The 16,452-nt window shown below is 37.8% G+C and carries 12 protein-coding genes and 3 pseudogenes; 13 read left to right on the forward strand and 2 right to left on the reverse strand.

What is annotated here, in order from left to right:
- The first annotated feature begins 13 nt into the window (after nt 1-13).
- The 6 genes and pseudogenes from ACEWFJ_RS05820 to ACEWFJ_RS05845 all read left to right on the forward strand — a co-directional run bounded on the left by ACEWFJ_RS05820 (nt 14) and on the right by ACEWFJ_RS05845 (nt 6,061).
- Nucleotides 14-648 (forward strand): annotated as a pseudogene (locus ACEWFJ_RS05820) (FadR/GntR family transcriptional regulator).
- Nucleotides 649-852: 204 nt separating this feature from the next.
- Nucleotides 853-1,722: an acetyl-CoA carboxylase, carboxyltransferase subunit beta gene (accD, locus tag ACEWFJ_RS05825; RefSeq protein WP_230573734.1), complete on the forward strand. Its 870-nt coding sequence runs from the start codon at nt 853-855 to the stop codon at nt 1,720-1,722.
- Nucleotides 1,710-2,684, forward strand: coding sequence for an acetyl-CoA carboxylase carboxyl transferase subunit alpha (accA, locus tag ACEWFJ_RS05830; RefSeq protein WP_473691002.1), 975 nt, complete (start codon nt 1,710-1,712; stop codon nt 2,682-2,684). Before accD ends, accA begins: the two co-directional genes overlap by 13 nt.
- Nucleotides 2,685-2,812: 128 nt before the next feature.
- Nucleotides 2,813-3,772, forward strand: coding sequence for a 6-phosphofructokinase (gene pfkA / locus ACEWFJ_RS05835; RefSeq protein WP_473691004.1), 960 nt, complete (start codon nt 2,813-2,815; stop codon nt 3,770-3,772).
- Between the two features lie 54 nt (nt 3,773-3,826).
- Nucleotides 3,827-5,584 (forward strand): pyruvate kinase, encoded by a 1,758-nt coding sequence (gene pyk, locus ACEWFJ_RS05840; protein ID WP_473691006.1) that lies wholly within the window; start codon nt 3,827-3,829, stop codon nt 5,582-5,584.
- 87 nt (nt 5,585-5,671) lie between these two features.
- On the forward strand, nt 5,672-6,061 hold the full coding sequence (locus ACEWFJ_RS05845) for an FxsA family protein (protein WP_473691008.1): 390 nt from the start codon (nt 5,672-5,674) through the stop codon (nt 6,059-6,061).
- Between the two features lie 355 nt (nt 6,062-6,416).
- Here the strand turns inward: ACEWFJ_RS05845 and ytvI are convergent, their stop codons facing one another.
- Nucleotides 6,417-7,523 carry a sporulation integral membrane protein YtvI gene (gene ytvI / locus ACEWFJ_RS05850; RefSeq protein ID WP_473691010.1) on the reverse strand — a complete coding sequence of 369 codons (1,107 nt, stop codon included), beginning with the start codon at nt 7,521-7,523 and terminating at the stop codon, nt 6,417-6,419.
- Between the two features lie 409 nt (nt 7,524-7,932).
- Between ytvI and ACEWFJ_RS05855 the strand changes: the two genes are divergently transcribed.
- From ACEWFJ_RS05855 to ACEWFJ_RS05875, 5 genes and pseudogenes are all read left to right on the forward strand, one after another.
- A complete protein-coding gene (locus ACEWFJ_RS05855; protein ID WP_098305334.1) occupies nt 7,933-8,394 on the forward strand; it encodes a DUF441 domain-containing protein in 462 nt (153 codons plus the stop codon).
- 428 nt (nt 8,395-8,822) lie between these two features.
- Nucleotides 8,823-9,940: pseudogene (gene citZ, locus ACEWFJ_RS05860) on the forward strand (citrate synthase).
- A gap of 131 nt (nt 9,941-10,071) precedes the next feature.
- Nucleotides 10,072-11,363 (forward strand): annotated as a pseudogene (gene icd, locus ACEWFJ_RS05865) (NADP-dependent isocitrate dehydrogenase).
- 20 nt (nt 11,364-11,383) lie between these two features.
- Nucleotides 11,384-12,322, forward strand: coding sequence for a malate dehydrogenase (gene mdh / locus ACEWFJ_RS05870; protein WP_098305331.1), 939 nt, complete (start codon nt 11,384-11,386; stop codon nt 12,320-12,322).
- 207 nt (nt 12,323-12,529) lie between these two features.
- Entirely contained in the window at nt 12,530-13,003 is a 474-nt protein-coding gene (locus ACEWFJ_RS05875; RefSeq protein WP_098305329.1) for a MaoC family dehydratase, read from the forward strand.
- Nucleotides 13,004-13,081: 78 nt separating this feature from the next.
- Here ACEWFJ_RS05875 and ACEWFJ_RS05880 read toward each other — a convergent pair whose 3' ends face one another.
- Nucleotides 13,082-13,405 carry a YnfA family protein gene (locus ACEWFJ_RS05880; RefSeq protein WP_473691013.1) on the reverse strand — a complete coding sequence of 108 codons (324 nt, stop codon included), beginning with the start codon at nt 13,403-13,405 and terminating at the stop codon, nt 13,082-13,084.
- A gap of 215 nt (nt 13,406-13,620) precedes the next feature.
- Between ACEWFJ_RS05880 and ACEWFJ_RS05885 the strand changes: the two genes are divergently transcribed.
- A complete protein-coding gene (locus tag ACEWFJ_RS05885; RefSeq protein ID WP_473691015.1) occupies nt 13,621-14,337 on the forward strand; it encodes a response regulator in 717 nt (238 codons plus the stop codon).
- Nucleotides 14,330-16,090: a two-component system histidine kinase PnpS gene (gene pnpS / locus ACEWFJ_RS05890; RefSeq protein WP_473691017.1), complete on the forward strand. Its 1,761-nt coding sequence runs from the start codon at nt 14,330-14,332 to the stop codon at nt 16,088-16,090. Before ACEWFJ_RS05885 ends, pnpS begins: the two co-directional genes overlap by 8 nt.
- Nucleotides 16,091-16,452: the final 362 nt, after the last annotated feature.

The raw sequence follows: 16,452 nt of genomic DNA on the forward strand, positions 1-16,452 counted from the left end.
CGAGGAGTGTCCATTGACATCATCACAAACAAAAGTATACCTGGAAATAGTGAAAAAATCCGTTCTATTATAAAAGAGGACGGATTAGAAGCAGGTAATCGCCTGCCATCTGAACGAGAGCTAAGCGCACGTTTAAATGTTGGTCGTTCCTCTGTTCGTGAAGCGCTCAGAGCGCTGGAATTGGTCGGCTTAATTGAAACGCGGCGCGGTGAAGGGACGTTCATTCGAAATTTTTATGAAAATGGTCTTGTGCAATTAATTGCACCGTTCGTATTACAAGATGAAAAAACGCGGCAAGATTTGTTACAAATGAAAGAATTGCTTGAGAGGGATGCGATTCGTGTTTTATGTCAAATGCAGACAGAAGACTGCTTAAAGGCACTTAAGGCAACTTTTTCTAATGAACAGTCATCTATCGCTGAATTTCATCAAAACTTTTTAAAAACGCTTGTAGAGCAAGTAGATAATTTTTTAATGTATCGTGTTTGGATGATTGTACATGACTACGCTTCGACGCTTTCTTGTGATGTTCATTTAAACGCGAGAGAGTTGCATGAAAAGCTATATAAAGCATTAGAGAATAAGCAGGAACAAACAGCAATAGAGCTTTATGATGCAATCATAGAGAACATACAGTTTCATTTGTAATTCTAACATCTATACAAAATTTGTCGAAATGACCATGACACGTTCTGACAAACATTCTGCCAGACAACGTTTAAAGTTAAACGTAAAGAGATGGGTTATAAGACAAATTGAGAAAACAAGGCTAACACTTATTAATGTAGGTGTTAGCCACATTTTCTTACTCGTTAACCTTAGCTCTTTTATCACCTAAAGGAGGGTCAAACTTTGCTACGAGATTTATTCCAAAAGAAGAAAAAATATGCTGCAATTCCTTCAGAGCAAGTAAGAAGAGATGTACCGGACGGTGTCATGACAAAATGTCCGAAATGCAAAAAAATCATGTATACGAAAGAACTTCTGAAGAATTTAAAAGTATGTGTTAACTGTGGGTATCATCATCCGATGAACGCATGGGAGCGTCTTGAAAGTTTGTTAGATGAAAATTCATTTCGTGAATATGACAAAGAAATGATTTCGGCAAACCCGCTTCACTTCCCTGGTTATGAGGAGAAACTTGAGAGCGATCGTAAAAAAACTGGATTAAACGAAGCAGTTGTGACAGGAGAAGGAACAATCGAGAATATGCTCGTTGTTGTTGCGGTTATGGATTCAAGGTTTCGAATGGGAAGCATGGGCTCTGTTGTAGGTGAAAAAATTGCGCGTGCTGCTGAAAAAGCACATGAAATGAAAGTGCCGTTTCTTATTTTTACCGCATCAGGCGGAGCTCGTATGCAAGAGGGTATTTTAAGTTTAATGCAAATGGCGAAGACAAGTGTTGCTTTGAAAAAGCATAGCAATGCAGGCGGTTTATTCATTTCTATTATGACGCATCCAACGACGGGCGGAGTTTCCGCGAGCTTTGCTTCACTTGGTGACTACAATCTAGCAGAACCAGGCGCATTAATTGGATTTGCAGGTCGTCGTGTAATTGAACAGACTGTTCGTGAAAAATTGCCGGAGGACTTCCAAACGGCAGAGTTCTTACTGGAACATGGACAATTAGATGCAGTTGTGCACCGTAATGATATGAGAGATACACTCCGCAAGATTTTAGAAGTTCATCAAGGGGAGGAAGTAGCGTCATGGCAGAATTAGAATTTGAAAAGCCAGTTGTTCAGCTGAAAAATAAGATTCTTGAATTAAAAGAGTATACGAAAAACAGCCAGATGGACTTCAGTGAAGAAATCCGTATTTTGGAAGATAAGTTAGAGCATTTAGAGGAAGAAATATACGGCAATATGAAAGTATGGGACCGTGTTCAAATTGCTCGTCATGCCGAAAGACCGACAACACTTGATTATATTGAGCACTTATTTACTGACTTTTTTGAATGTCATGGAGATCGCCTATTTGGTGATGATGCAGCGATTGTCGGCGGTATTGCGAAATATAATGGAATGCCTATAACGGTAATTGGCCATCAGCGCGGAAAAGATACGAAAGAAAATATTCGCCGAAATTTCGGAATGCCTCACCCAGAAGGCTATCGCAAAGCATTGCGTCTTATGAAACAAGCAGAGAAATTTAATCGTCCTATCATTTGCTTTATTGATACGAAAGGTGCATATCCTGGAAAAGCAGGTGAAGAACGCGGACAAAGCGAAGCGATTGCACGTAATTTATTTGAAATGGCAGGACTCTCTGTACCAGTTATATGCATTGTGATTGGTGAAGGCGGCAGTGGCGGTGCGTTAGGACTTGGTATTGGGAATTATGTCCACATGTTAGAAAACTCCACGTATTCAGTTATTTCTCCCGAAGGAGCGGCAGCAATTCTTTGGAAAGATGCTACGAAAGCAAAAGAAGCTGCTGAAGCGATGAAAATTACGGCGGCTGATTTGAAAGAATTGGGTGTAATTGATGAAATGATTCCAGAAGCTCGCGGCGGTGCGCATCGCAACGTTAAAGAACAAGCGGAATATATAAACCGTACCTTACAAAAAACATTCCAACAATTAGAAGGTGTTTCGAAAGAGGAACTGGTTGAAAATCGTTATACAAAATATATGAAAATTGGGCAAGTTTCGTTTTCAAACGCTTCCATTGGGGTAAAATAGAAAAAGCGTGCGTTCCATCTCGCGAATGCACGTTTTTCTTATGAAAAGACACATCTTCTCCATTGTCATTTTATCTTTCTTCATGTTATTTTATTATAAGGCAAATAATCTTTATGAGGTGAGTACTAATGAAACGTATTGGTGTGTTAACAAGTGGTGGAGATTCACCTGGTATGAACGCTGCTATTCGTGCGGTTGTTCGTAAAGCAATGTACCACGATCTAGAAGTGTATGGTATCTATCATGGATACGCAGGATTAATTTCTGGTCATATTGAAAAATTAGAGTTAGGCTCTGTAGGCGATATTATCCACCGCGGTGGAACGAAATTATATACAGCAAGATGCCCTGAGTTCAAAGAACTAGAAGGACAATTAAAAGGAATTGAACAATTAAAGAAATTCGGTATTGAAGGACTTGTTGTTATTGGTGGCGATGGTTCTTACCAAGGTGCAAAAAAATTAACAGAGCATGGTTTCCCATGCGTAGGTGTACCGGGCACAATTGATAATGATATTCCTGGTACTGATTTTACAATTGGCTTTGATACAGCTGTAAACACTGTTATTGATGCAATTGATAAAATTCGTGATACAGCTACATCTCATGAACGTACATATGTAATTGAAGTAATGGGCCGTCATGCGGGAGATATTGCGTTATGGGCTGGTTTAGCAGACGGAGCAGAAACAATTTTAATTCCGGAAGCAGACTATGAAATGAACGATGTAATTGCTCGTTTAAAACGCGGTAGCGAACGCGGGAAGAAACATAGTATTATTGTCGTAGCTGAAGGTGTTGGCAGCGCGATTGAAATCGGTAAACAAATTGAAGAAGCAACAAACTTTGATACACGCGTTACAGTATTAGGTCACGTACAGCGCGGAGGATCTCCAAGTGCGATGGACCGTGTATTAGCAAGCCGTCTTGGTGCAAGAGCAGTTGAGCTTTTATTAGAAGGAAAAGGTGGCCGCTGCGTAGGTATTCAAAACAATCAACTTGTTGATCATGATATTATTGAAGCGTTAGCGCAAAAACATCAACTTGATTTAGATGTGTATCAGTTATCAAAAGAATTATCCATCTAATTGGCGTAGTGTCGGATTGGTGGTAACGTTTTCATAAATATTTGGAGGTGCGTTATGCGCAAAACTAAAATTGTATGTACAATTGGTCCTGCTAGCGAAAGTATTGAAAAATTAGAACAATTAATGGGAGCGGGTATGAACGTTTGTCGTTTAAACTTCTCTCATGGTAGCCATGAAGAGCACGGAGCACGTATTAAAACCATCCGTGAAGCTGCGAAGAAAACTGGTAAAACTGTAGCAATCTTACTTGATACAAAAGGTCCAGAAATTCGTACACATGACTTTGTAGACGGACAAGCTGAGCTAAAAATAGGTGCAGAAGTTGTTATTTCTACAGAGCAAGTATTAGGAACTGCTGAAAAGTTCTCTGTAACTTACGCGGGACTTTATGATGATGTCGATGCAGGTTCTCGCATTCTAATCGATGATGGTCTTATTGAGTTAGAGGTAATCGGAAAAGCGAACGGTGATATCCGCACAAAAGTATTAAACAGCGGTACTGTAAAAAATAAAAAAGGTGTAAATGTACCAAACGTAAGCATTAAGCTTCCTGGTATTACAGAAAAAGACATTCAAGATATCATCTTCGGTATCGGGCAAAATGTTGACTTTATCGCAGCTTCTTTCGTACGCAAAGCATCTGACGTATTAGAAATTCGTGAGCTATTAGAAGAGCACGGAGCACAACATATTCAAATCATTCCAAAAATCGAGAACCAAGAAGGTATCGATAATATCGACTCTATCCTAGAAGTTTCTGACGGCTTAATGGTAGCGCGCGGTGACATGGGTGTAGAAATTCCACCAGAAGAAGTACCGTTAGTGCAAAAGCGTCTAATCAAAAAATGTAATGTATTAGGGAAGCCAGTCATCACTGCAACGCAAATGTTAGATTCTATGCAGCGTAACCCTCGTCCAACACGCGCGGAAGCAAGTGACGTAGCGAACGCTATTTTCGATGGCACAGATGCAATCATGCTTTCTGGTGAAACGGCAGCAGGTTTATACCCACTTGAAGCGGTACAAATGATGGCAAACATCGCGATTCGTGTTGAGAAATCATTGCAATATGAAGACATGTTCCAAAAACGTCTTAAAGAGCAATCTAGCACAATTACAGATGCAATTAGTCAATCTGTTGCACATACAGCAATCGCACTTGATGTAGCGGCAATCGTAGCTCCTACAGAAAGCGGCTATACTGCGAAAATGATCTCTAAATATCGTCCGAAATCTCCAATCGTAGCAGTAACATCTAATGAACAAGTATGCCGTCGTCTTGCGCTTGCATGGGGTGTACAAGCGTATATGGCAGAGGAAAAGGCAAAATCTACAGACGAAATGTTAGAAACTGCTATCGAAACAGCTATGGATGCAGGTATGATTGGCCTTGGTGATACAGTTGTTATTACTGCTGGTGTACCAGTTGCTGAAACTGGCACAACAAACTTAATGAAAATTCATGTTGTTGGCGAACAAATCGCTAAAGGACAAGGAATTGGCCGTAAAACAGCAAAAGGTAAAGTTGTTGTAGCGAAAACAGCTGAAGAAGCATTAGCAAACGTAACAGAAGGTTCTATCCTTGTTACAACAAGCACTGACAAAGATATGATTCCTGCAATTGAAAAAGCTGCGGCTCTTGTTGTAGAAGAAGGCGGCTTAACAAGCCATGCTGCGGTTGTTGGTGTAACAATCGGTATTCCGGTTATCGTTGGTGTAGAAACTGCGACTGCTATCCTAAAAAATGGTCAAGAAGTAACAGTTGATGCAGCGCGTGGAATTGTATATAATGGACATGCGGAAGTGCTATAAGAAATAATATGTAGGGAAGGATCGAAAATCCTTCTCTTTTTTTACACAATTTGAGAATAAGAAGATTTAGAAAAAGAGGTGAGAGGAATGAAGTTATTTCTCTTTTTGTTAATTTTAATTCCAGCGTTAGAGGTTACGGTATTGATTGGATCGAGTCAATTGATTGGACTGTGGCCGACGTTTTGTGTGATTGTAGTAATGAGTATCATGGGAGCGTATATAGCGAAACGGCAAGGAGTAGCGGTCTGGAGAGATATTCAGTCTCGGTTAAGTAGGGGTGAGATTCCCGGTGATGCTGTATTAGATGCGATTTGTATTTTTGCAGGTGGTATACTTCTGTTAATCCCGGGGTATATAACAGATTGTATAGGATTGGTTTTATTAATTCCGATAGCGAGAAAACCGGTGAAATATATGATAATTAAATGGATGGAACGAAAAATAAACCGAAATAACACTATTATTGTGCAAAAATAACGCTTGAAAGAGGAAACTCTTCAAGCGTTATTTTTTTGTCGAAAATACAAATGAATAAATATTCATTTGTAGAAAAAGGAAGAAAAAGATTGTATTTTTATTCATATTAGTAAATAAAAAAACAAGGAGAGATTTCTCCTTGTTTTTAGCTGAAAATTCACTTTATACCGACCGTAAGAGCACAATTGGCTCAACTAACCATAAGTAGGAAACCCACCCACTTATGGAAGTTTCATTTTACCCCGCTTAACGGACGCTATACTTTCAGTAATTCACGATGGAAAAGCGTCCGTAAGAGCCCGATTGGTTCAACTAACCATAAGTAGGAAACCCACCTACTTATGGAAGTTTCACTTTACCCTTTTATGAACTTCCAAAGATCTTTAAATACATTTGCTTTATGCAGTGTATTTAATAAAACGAGAGTTACAGGACCGATAATCAGTCCTAAAAAACCAAATAATTTAAATCCGATAAATAAAGAAAATAATGTTGGAAGTGGATCAAGTCCGATATTAGATGATAATACCTTTGGTTCCATTAATTGTCGTTGTACAATGACAACGATATATAAAATGAGTAAACCAAGTGCGAAAGCAGTGTCTCCTGTAAAGAATACATAAATAATCCATGGAACGAAAATAGTCCCTGTTCCTAAGTATGGAAGTAAATCAACAACTCCTGTAATAAGGGCGATAGTAATTGCGTATGGTACACGCAAAATTAATAGGCCGATTAGAACGATAATGGTTGTCATTGATATAAGTGTAAATTGTGCTTTTACAAATCCAAACAAAGCTTTTCGTAAATCAACAAAAATTGTTTTTCCATAGCCATGTAACCGATTTGGCAATAATTTTTCAATTTTACGGGCGAGACGGTGCCAATCAAAGCTAATAAAGAAAGTGGCTAATAAGACGAATACAAGAACAGTTAACATAGTCGGAAGAGCGCTAATGAAATTTGTTAATCCGCTTATAATAGCTGTCAAAATAGTTTTCATTTGCTGAGTTGCTTCTGTCCCAAGGTTTTGAATGTTTGTTGTAATCGTAATTTGTTGTGTTGCTCCAAGGTGATTAAATTTAGCAATCAAATCATTGTAAAGCGGCATAATGTTGGTGAGTGCGAATTCTTGCAGATACTGAACCATAGCCGGGAATTTTTCGGGTACAATTTGTAATAAGTAAGTTGCTGCAGAAATCGCTTCTGTTACAAGATAAGTAACGAGTCCAACGATAGCTCCAAATACAAGGATGAGGCTAATAAAAACAGACAAAGCACGAGGAAATCGTAGTTTTTGATCAAGAAAGTTTACAACTGGATTGATCAAATATGCAATTGCAAAAGCGATAATAAATGGGTATACCAGACCTGCTATATATATGAGTGCGTATACTCCTAATATAGTTGCTGCAATGACAAAGAGAAGTCGAAGTGCTATGTATAGTGAATGTCGATTCAAAGGTCTTTCCCCCTTTGCAAAATATGTTGTGTATGAGCTAAAGTTGTGTAAATGTTCACTTATCAAATGATGAGATGCTTTGATGCCTCTTCTGTAAATGGTATGATATTGTATGGGTTTTTTCCTTTTTATTTTACCTTTTTCTTATAAGAAAGAAAAGGAAAGCAAAGTCTATTTGGTTGTAAGTGGAAACGATTCTCTATTTGTTGAATGAATTCCTCTTTTTCCTGCTATTCGCGGGCAGTAAGATTCCCGCCTAGGTGAGGAAGATATTTTTGGCATGCGCCCGATTTGTTCAAATAACCATCATTGAGAGGTGAAAAAAGCCCCAATGATGGAAGTTTCACTTTATTTCATTAAACGGGCATGTTTGAGAGCCCTTCATTATTTTCAGAAAGGATGAGGCATTATGATTAGTCAATCAACTTTATTTTTATTCATACTTCTTCTCATTGGATTTATCGCAAAAAATCAATCTTTATCAGTAGCAGTTGGCGTTTTGCTGTTGATGAAATGGACGTTCTTAGGAGATAAACTTTTTCCTTATTTTCAAACGAAAGGAATTAACCTTGGGGTTACCATTATAACAATTGCGGTGCTTGTGCCGATTGCGACAGGAGAAATTGGATTTAAGCAACTTGTAGAGGCGACAAAGTCTTATTATGCTTGGATTGCTCTTGCTTCTGGTATTGCTGTAGCACTTCTTGCGAAAGGCGGTGTACAACTTTTAGCGAGTGATCCGTACATTACGACAGCTCTTGTGTTTGGAACGATTATTTCGGTAGCACTATTTAATGGAGTAGCGGTGGGACCGTTAATTGGAGCTGGAATTGCATATGCTGCGATGAGTATTATACAGCTATTTAAATAAAAAAATTTTATTGTAATATAAATTTTCGAATTCTTTCCATTCACAAAAGTCAGATAATTGTTTATAATAGATTCATGGAACTTCTTCGAGTTACATAACAGCATAGACCTACACCAAATAAAATAAAAACAACATGAAATAATTTGGTTAATATTGTTTTATGTTGTTTTTATATATCAGCTCTCCGAAATTATATTTCCTCACTATGTATCGTTTGTAGCGTGGGGGATCGGGGAGAAGCTCACGTCTATGCTAAAAAGCATGGAACGATAGATAGGTGTAAATGCAGAAGTGATTGTGCCAGGATGTATTTTGCTTGTTTCAGAGATGAACGGATGCTCATTCATTTTCGTTACCAGCTGAAAACACATTTTATTGCGACAAAGTATAAGGTTGGGGAGAAATTTCGAGGAAAAGGAGAGATTATAATGACTGTTATTCGAGGTTTAGAAGGGGTAGTAGCAACAACATCATCTGTAAGCTCCATTATTGATGATACATTAACTTATGTGGGTTACGATATCGATGATTTAGCTGAAAATGCTACATTTGAAGAAGTCGTATATTTATTATGGCACCGCAAGCTTCCAAATGAAATGGAATTAGAAGAATTAAAAACACAATTATCCCAGCATGCAGAAGTGCCGGGGAAATTTTAGAATATTTAAAAAACACAAACTTGAAAATAACACATCCAATGTCTGTTTTACGTACAGCGATTTCCATGCTATCATTATATGATGAAGACGCTGAGTTAATGGATGTAGAGTCCAATTATTTGAAAGCGGTTAAATTACAGGCGAAAGTTTCAACGCTTGTTGCGGCATTTGCAAGAATCCGCAAGGGGTTAGATGTTGTTGAGCCTCGCAAAGATTTATCACTAGCTGCAAACTTTTTATATATGTTAAATAATCGTGAGCCAAATGAAGTTGAAATTGAAGCGTTTGATAAGGCGCTTGTACTTCATGCGGATCATGAATTAAATGCCTCTACTTTTACAGCGCGCGTTTGTGTAGCTACACTTTCTGATGTGTATTCCGGTATTACAGCAGCAATTGGTGCTTTAAAAGGACCACTTCATGGCGGGGCAAATGAAAATGTAATGAAGATGCTGATGGAAATCGGTGAAGAAGAAAATGTAGAATCATATATTCATAATGCGTTTGCGAATAAAGTGAAGATTATGGGCTTTGGCCATCGTGTATACCGCAATGGTGATCCACGTGCAAAACATTTACGTGAAATGTCTAAGCGTTTATGTGTGCTAACAGGGCAAGATAAGTGGTATAATATGTCTATCAAAATTGAGGAGCTTGTAACTTCAGCAAAACAGCTTCCGCCAAATGTAGATTTTTATTCTGCATCTGTTTATCATTGCTTAGGAATTGATCATGATTTATTTACACCAATCTTTGCAATCAGCCGTATGTCTGGTTGGTTAGCTCATGTTCTAGAACAATATGAAAATAACCGTCTCATTCGTCCGCGTGCAGATTATAATGGTCCGATTAACCAACGCTATGTACCAATCGGCCAAAGAGCGTAATGCGCTTTCAAGAATCTGACTTTTTTGTAAAGATACAATGATTGGAATATTTAAACTTAATTTATGGTTTGAACTGAGGGGATATCCCTCAGTTTCATACATATGAAATTTCAAACATGGGGGTAATCGCAGTGACTACAGGAGAAAAAATTACCGTAACTAATGGTGTTATGAATGTACCAAACAACCCAATCATTCCTTTTATTGAAGGAGATGGAATTGGACCAGATATTTGGGCAGCAGCATCTCGTGTATTAGAGGCAGCTGTTGAAAAAGCATATAACGGCGAAAAGAAAATTGTTTGGAAAGAAGTGCTTGCTGGGGAAAAAGCATTTAATCAAACAGGTGAGTGGTTACCAGAAGAAACGTTAGAATTGATTCGCGAATATTTAATCGCAATTAAAGGGCCATTAACAACTCCTGTTGGTGGTGGCATTCGTTCTTTAAACGTAGCGCTTCGTCAAGAACTAGACTTATACGTATGTTTACGTCCTGTTCGCTACTTTGATGGTGTTCCTTCTCCTATCAAGCGTCCGGAAGATACTGATATGGTTATTTTCCGTGAGAATACAGAGGACATCTACGCTGGTATTGAATATGCACAAGGTTCTGAAGAAGTTCAAAAACTTCTTGCGTTTTTACAAAATGAAATGGGCGTGAAAAAATCCGTTTCCCAGAAACTTCTGGACTTGGGATTAAACCGATTTCTGAAGAAGGTACAAAGCGTCTTGTTCGCGCTGCGATTCAATATGCAATTAATGAAAAACGTTCTTCTGTTACATTAGTTCATAAAGGTAACATTATGAAGTATACAGAAGGTGCATTCAAAAACTGGGGTTACGAAGTAGCAGAAAAAGAGTTTGGCGACAAAGTATTTACTTGGGCTGAATATGATCGCATTGTTGAGAAAGAAGGAAAAGATGCTGCTAATAAAGCGATGTCAGAGGCAGAAGCTGCTGGAAAAATCATCGTAAAAGATTCAATTGCAGATATCTTCTTACAACAAATTTTGACGCGTCCACGCGAGTTCGACGTTGTAGCAACAATGAACTTAAATGGCGATTATATTTCTGATGCACTTGCAGCGCAAGTTGGCGGCATCGGTATTGCACCTGGTGCTAACATTAACTATGTTACCGGACATGCTATTTTTGAAGCGACACATGGTACAGCTCCAAAATATGCAGGTTTAGATAAAGTAAATCCATCTTCAGTTCTTCTTTCAGGGGTATTAATGTTAGAACATTTAGGATGGAATGAAGCAGCGAAATTAATTACTAATTCTGTAGAAAAAACGATTGCTTCAAAAGTGGTAACATATGACTTCGCACGCCTTATGGAAGGTGCAACTGAAGTGAAATGTTCCGAATTTGCTGATGCTCTTATTAACAATATGGACGCAGCGATTATTAAAAACTCATAATTCAAAGTGGGGGAGAAATTATGACAATCAAACGCAAAAAAGTTTCAGTCATCGGTGCAGGATTTACAGGGGCAACAACAGCATTCTTATTAGCACAAAAAGAATTAGCAGACGTTGTATTAGTGGACATTCCGCAACTTGAAAATCCAACAAAAGGGAAAGCGTTAGATATGTTAGAAGCAAGCCCTGTACAAGGTTTCGATGCTAATATTATCGGTACATCTGATTACGTAGATACAGCTGATTCTGATGTTGTAATCATTACGGCAGGTATTGCTCGTAAGCCAGGTATGAGCCGTGATGATTTAGTAGCAACGAACTCTAAAATTATGAAAAGTGTAACGCGAGAAATTGCAAAATATTCTCCGAATACAATTATTGTTGTATTAACAAATCCAGTTGATGCAATGACATATTCTGTATTTAAAGAAGCTGGATTCCCGAAAGAGCGCGTTATCGGTCAATCTGGTGTATTGGATACAGCTCGTTTCCGTACATTTATTGCACAAGAATTAAATCTATCTGTGAAAGATATTACAGGATTTGTTCTTGGTGGACACGGCGATGAAATGGTACCGCTTGTTCGTTATTCTTATGCAGGTGGTATTCCGCTTGAAACATTAATTCCGAAAGAACGCTTAGATGCAATTGTTGAACGCACTCGTAAAGGTGGCGGTGAAATTGTAAATCTATTAGGAAATGGTAGTGCATACTACGCACCAGCTGCTTCTTTAGTAGAGATGGCAGAAGCTATCTTAAAAGACCAACGCCGCGTATTGCCAGCTATTGCATACCTTGAAGGTGAATATGGCTATAGCGATCTTTACTTAGGTGTTCCAGTTATTCTTGGCGGTAACGGAATCGAAAAGATTATTGAATTAGATCTTCTTCCAGAAGAAAAAGAAGGATTAGATCGTTCTGTAGAATCTGTACGCAGTGTAATGAAAGTTCTTGCATAAGAAAAGAAGGAAAAAGGTTCGGGGCTCCCGAATCTTTTTCCACTATTAGAGGATTATTTTTGTGAAATAATTTGAAAGCGTTATCAAATAGGTATCCTACAATGTAAAATGTAGATTTGTAGTGAATGTGCTCTCATTGTTATAAAGATTCGTATAATATACCACTTCGAGTAGGATAATTTAAATATCGATCGGAGGGATTGTATCATGTTAAAAAAGAAAAGCAAATTAGGTCGTAAAATGGATGAAATTACAGTAGGGGAAAAGTTATCCGTTACAGAGAAAATAGAAGACAAAGATTTGTTATTATATTTAGGATTAACGAATGATTCAAATCCGTTATATATTCAGCATGACTATGCATCCCAAACTCCGTATGAAAAACCAATTGTACCAAGTGTTATGTTAACGGGGATTGTTACAACTGCGGTTACAAAATACTTACCTGGTCCAGGAAGTCATGTTGTAAGGCAAGAACTTGAATTTATAAAGCCTGTATACCATTATGCAACGCTGCAAATTCATTTTGAAGTTGTTTCCGTTTACGAGAAAGATCATTTAATTGAAATGCAAATGTTTGCGTACAATGAGAAAGAAGAAGAAGTGATGAAAGGTTTACTAACAGTAGCACCGCCGCATCATTTAACAACGATATTTGAAAGAGCGCTTGATAATTTTTGATGAAAAACAGGTGATGTGATGTCACCTGTTTTTCTTATTCAGCTTAAACGGGCAATGTTATTTAGAGAAACATGAACCTTATCCACGTGGCCATAACATAATAAATACGCCAATGATGCAAACAAAGGCTCCGGTCCAATCGAATAAGTCGGGTGTTTTTTTATCAACCCACCAACCCCACAATACACTCATTACAATAAACACGCCACCGTAAGCTGCATACACTCTTCCAAAGTTTGAGAATACTTGGAATGTAGCGATGACCCCATATAAAAATAGAATCACTCCCCCGATGATGCCGATTCCAATAGAACCGCCTTCGCGCAGCCATTTCCAAATGAGATAACCACCGCCAATTTCAGCTAATCCTGCAAGAAAAAAGATAATAAATGCTTTTAACATAAGAGTCCTTTCTATAAAAATGTATTTTGTTGTATAAAGGTAACATAAAGTGGAGCATAAGTCAGTAGGGAGGACTGCCCGTTAATGCGGGATAAACTCTTATTTTTCAAAGTACAATTTTATTGAGAGGGGTATTGTTTTCTAGTATGATGGAAATGTCGGGGAAGAATACTAGGGTGAAGAATGTTTAAGAGTCTATAACCTGGAGGAAAAGAATGAGCAATCGAATTTTAGTCGTGGACGATGAGGAGTTTATCTTAACTTTAATCGAATTTAATCTGCAGCAAGCAGGGTTTGAAGTCATAACAGCGATGGATGGAGAAACAGCGCTGCATAAAGCACAGACGGAACGTCCGGATCTGATTATATTAGATTTAATGCTTCCAAAAATGGATGGAATGGAAGTTTGTAAAGAACTGCGCCTGCAGCGTATTATGACACCTATTTTAATGTTAACAGCAAAAGATGATGAGTTTGATAAAGTGTTAGGTCTTGAGCTTGGAGCGGATGACTATATGACAAAGCCGTTCAGTCCAAGAGAAGTGGTTGCGCGTGTAAAGGCTATTTTGCGCCGTACGAAACTCCACGATGAACAAGTGACGGAAGTAGAAGATGAAAATAGTATTATAATTGCTGAATTAAGAATTTTACCGGATTTTTATGAAGCATATTTCCAAGGGGAAAAGTTAGAACTTACACCAAAAGAATTTGAATTACTTGTATATTTAGCGAGACATAAAAGCCGCGTGTTAACTCGCGATCAGCTGTTAAGTGCCGTATGGAATTATGATTTTGCTGGGGATACACGTATTGTTGATGTTCATATTAGTCACTTGCGAGATAAAATCGAAAAAAATACAAAAAAACCAACTTATATTAAAACAATCCGCGGATTAGGTTACAAATTGGAGGAGCCAAAAGGGGATGAATAAATTTCGCTCAAGGCTTCTCTTTACGTTTATTTCTCTAATTGTTCTTATTTTTGTAGGGACAGGATTATTGCTTGAAAAAGTATTGGAAGGATTTTATGTTGATCGTTTCCATGAGAGATTGGAGAAAGAAACGCAGTACGTTGCTTCTGTTGTCGAAGCGGAAGGAATTGATAACGTCCTTAAGAAACCAAATGTATTTTTGAAATTTGAAGAGCAGTTTGGTGTATATGTAACGTTTGTAAATGAACAAAAACAAATTCAATATGAGACTGTAAATCAACAGGCGGTACCACGTAAAGAAGTGATGGAAGACCTTCTTCCAGAAGCAAGAAAACAAACGCATACAGTTGTGATGAAGGAAACAAAGGATGAACACCCATATTACTATGCTACGTTTATCCAAGATGCACAGGGGAAGAAAGGGTATATCATTATTAATGCTTCTATTGAGTCCTTGAAAACTGTGCATCAAAAAACATGGGGCATAGTAATTCTTGGTTTTATCACTTCTTTCTTTATTATTGTGTTTCTTGTTATGAGAATTACAGGGCAGTATATTAGACCGATTGAGTCTGTTACAAAAGTAGCTATTGAACTTGCGAAAGGAAACTATAAAGCACGTGCTTATGAAAGTCATTCGGATGAGACGGGAATGCTCAGCAAGGCAATCAACGTTTTAGCGCGTAATTTACAAGAGATGACGTTGGAGCAAGAAATGCAGCAAGATCGGCTGCATACACTCATTGAAAATATGGGAAGCGGTATGATTTTAATTGATAGCCGCGGCCATGTTAGTCTTGTCAATCGTTCTTATAAAGAGATTTTTCATGTAACAGATGAAGAGTATTTACATCGTTTATATTATGAGGCATTTACGCACAAAGAAATTGTCGAACTTGTGGAAGAAATTTTTATGACAGAGGTCAAAGTACGGAAGCAAATGTTGTTGCCTCTTGAAATTGAAAGAAAACACTTTGAAGTATATGGTGCTCCAATTATTGGAACAAACCATGAATGGAAAGGGATTGTACTTGTTTTTCATGATATTACGGAGCTTAAGAAACTTGAGCAAATGCGTAAAGATTTCTTGGCAAATGTGTCACATGAACTGAAAACGCCCATTACTTCTATTAAAGGATTTTCAGAAACGTTACTTGATGGAGCGATGGAAAATCAGCAATTTCTTGAGCATTTCTTACATATTATTTTGAAAGAAAGCGACCGAATGCAAATGTTAATTGAAGACTTACTAGATTTATCGAAAATTGAACAACAAGGATTTCGATTAGATATGGGAGTTGTCGACTTAAAAGGGTTATTAGAAGAAGTCGGTATTATATTAGAAAATAAAGCAAGTGATAAAGGCATTCGTTTACATGTCGATGTAAATGAACATATCTCTGTTGTAGGAGATGCAGGACGATTGAAGCAAGTCTTTATTAATTTAATGAATAACGCAATTTTATATACGCCAGCAGGCGGGACTGTTTCTGCTAGGCTTTCGTATGATAGTCAAAACGTATATATAAAGGTATCTGACACAGGGATTGGAATAGAAAAAGAAGAAATCCCTCGTATTTTTGAGCGTTTTTACCGCGTTGATAAAGCGCGCAGCCGCAATACAGGTGGCACGGGACTTGGATTGTCTATTGTGAAACATTTAGTTGAAGCGCATCATGGGATGATTACTGTAGAAAGTGTAATTGGGGTTGGAACGACTTTTACTGTTACCCTTCAAAAGTACAGTAAGTAGATATTTACATTATATTAACAATAGCTTCACTTTATATTAATAAAGGTCTGTTACTATAATACATGAAAACCCCTTCATCCAAGGAGTAGTTTTGGACGAGAATAAGGAGACTTATTCTCGTCACTTCCCTTTTTTAAATGGTATTTCTTCTTTTGAAATGTATTCATGCATGCTATGTTATACCGATATATATGCTGTTATATTTCAAGGGTAAGAATGAATTCCACCTATATGATGCTGAATATAATATATGAGGAAAGCCGTTGTTTTTCTTCTCTCTTCTAGTCGTGGTAATATAGAGAGAAGAAAAGGAACGGTTTTTTCTATGTATTGAGAAATCGTTTTAATTTTTTACGGGGAGG

Source organism: Bacillus sp. EA-CB0995, assembly GCF_055814245.1.

Coding starts and splice junctions, on each gene's coding strand:
- accA (WP_473691002.1), top strand. CDS start 1,710: ATGGCAGAATTAGAATTTGAAAAGCCAGTTGTTCAGCTGAAAAATAAG.
- pfkA (WP_473691004.1), top strand. CDS start 2,813: ATGAAACGTATTGGTGTGTTAACAAGTGGTGGAGATTCACCTGGTATG.
- pyk (WP_473691006.1), top strand. CDS start 3,827: ATGCGCAAAACTAAAATTGTATGTACAATTGGTCCTGCTAGCGAAAGT.
- ACEWFJ_RS05845 (WP_473691008.1), top strand. CDS start 5,672: ATGAAGTTATTTCTCTTTTTGTTAATTTTAATTCCAGCGTTAGAGGTT.
- ACEWFJ_RS05855 (WP_098305334.1), top strand. CDS start 7,933: ATGATTAGTCAATCAACTTTATTTTTATTCATACTTCTTCTCATTGGA.
- mdh (WP_098305331.1), top strand. CDS start 11,384: ATGACAATCAAACGCAAAAAAGTTTCAGTCATCGGTGCAGGATTTACA.
- ACEWFJ_RS05875 (WP_098305329.1), top strand. CDS start 12,530: ATGTTAAAAAAGAAAAGCAAATTAGGTCGTAAAATGGATGAAATTACA.
- ACEWFJ_RS05880 (WP_473691013.1), bottom strand. CDS start 13,405: ATGTTAAAAGCATTTATTATCTTTTTTCTTGCAGGATTAGCTGAAATT.
- ACEWFJ_RS05885 (WP_473691015.1), top strand. CDS start 13,621: ATGAGCAATCGAATTTTAGTCGTGGACGATGAGGAGTTTATCTTAACT.
- pnpS (WP_473691017.1), top strand. CDS start 14,330: ATGAATAAATTTCGCTCAAGGCTTCTCTTTACGTTTATTTCTCTAATT.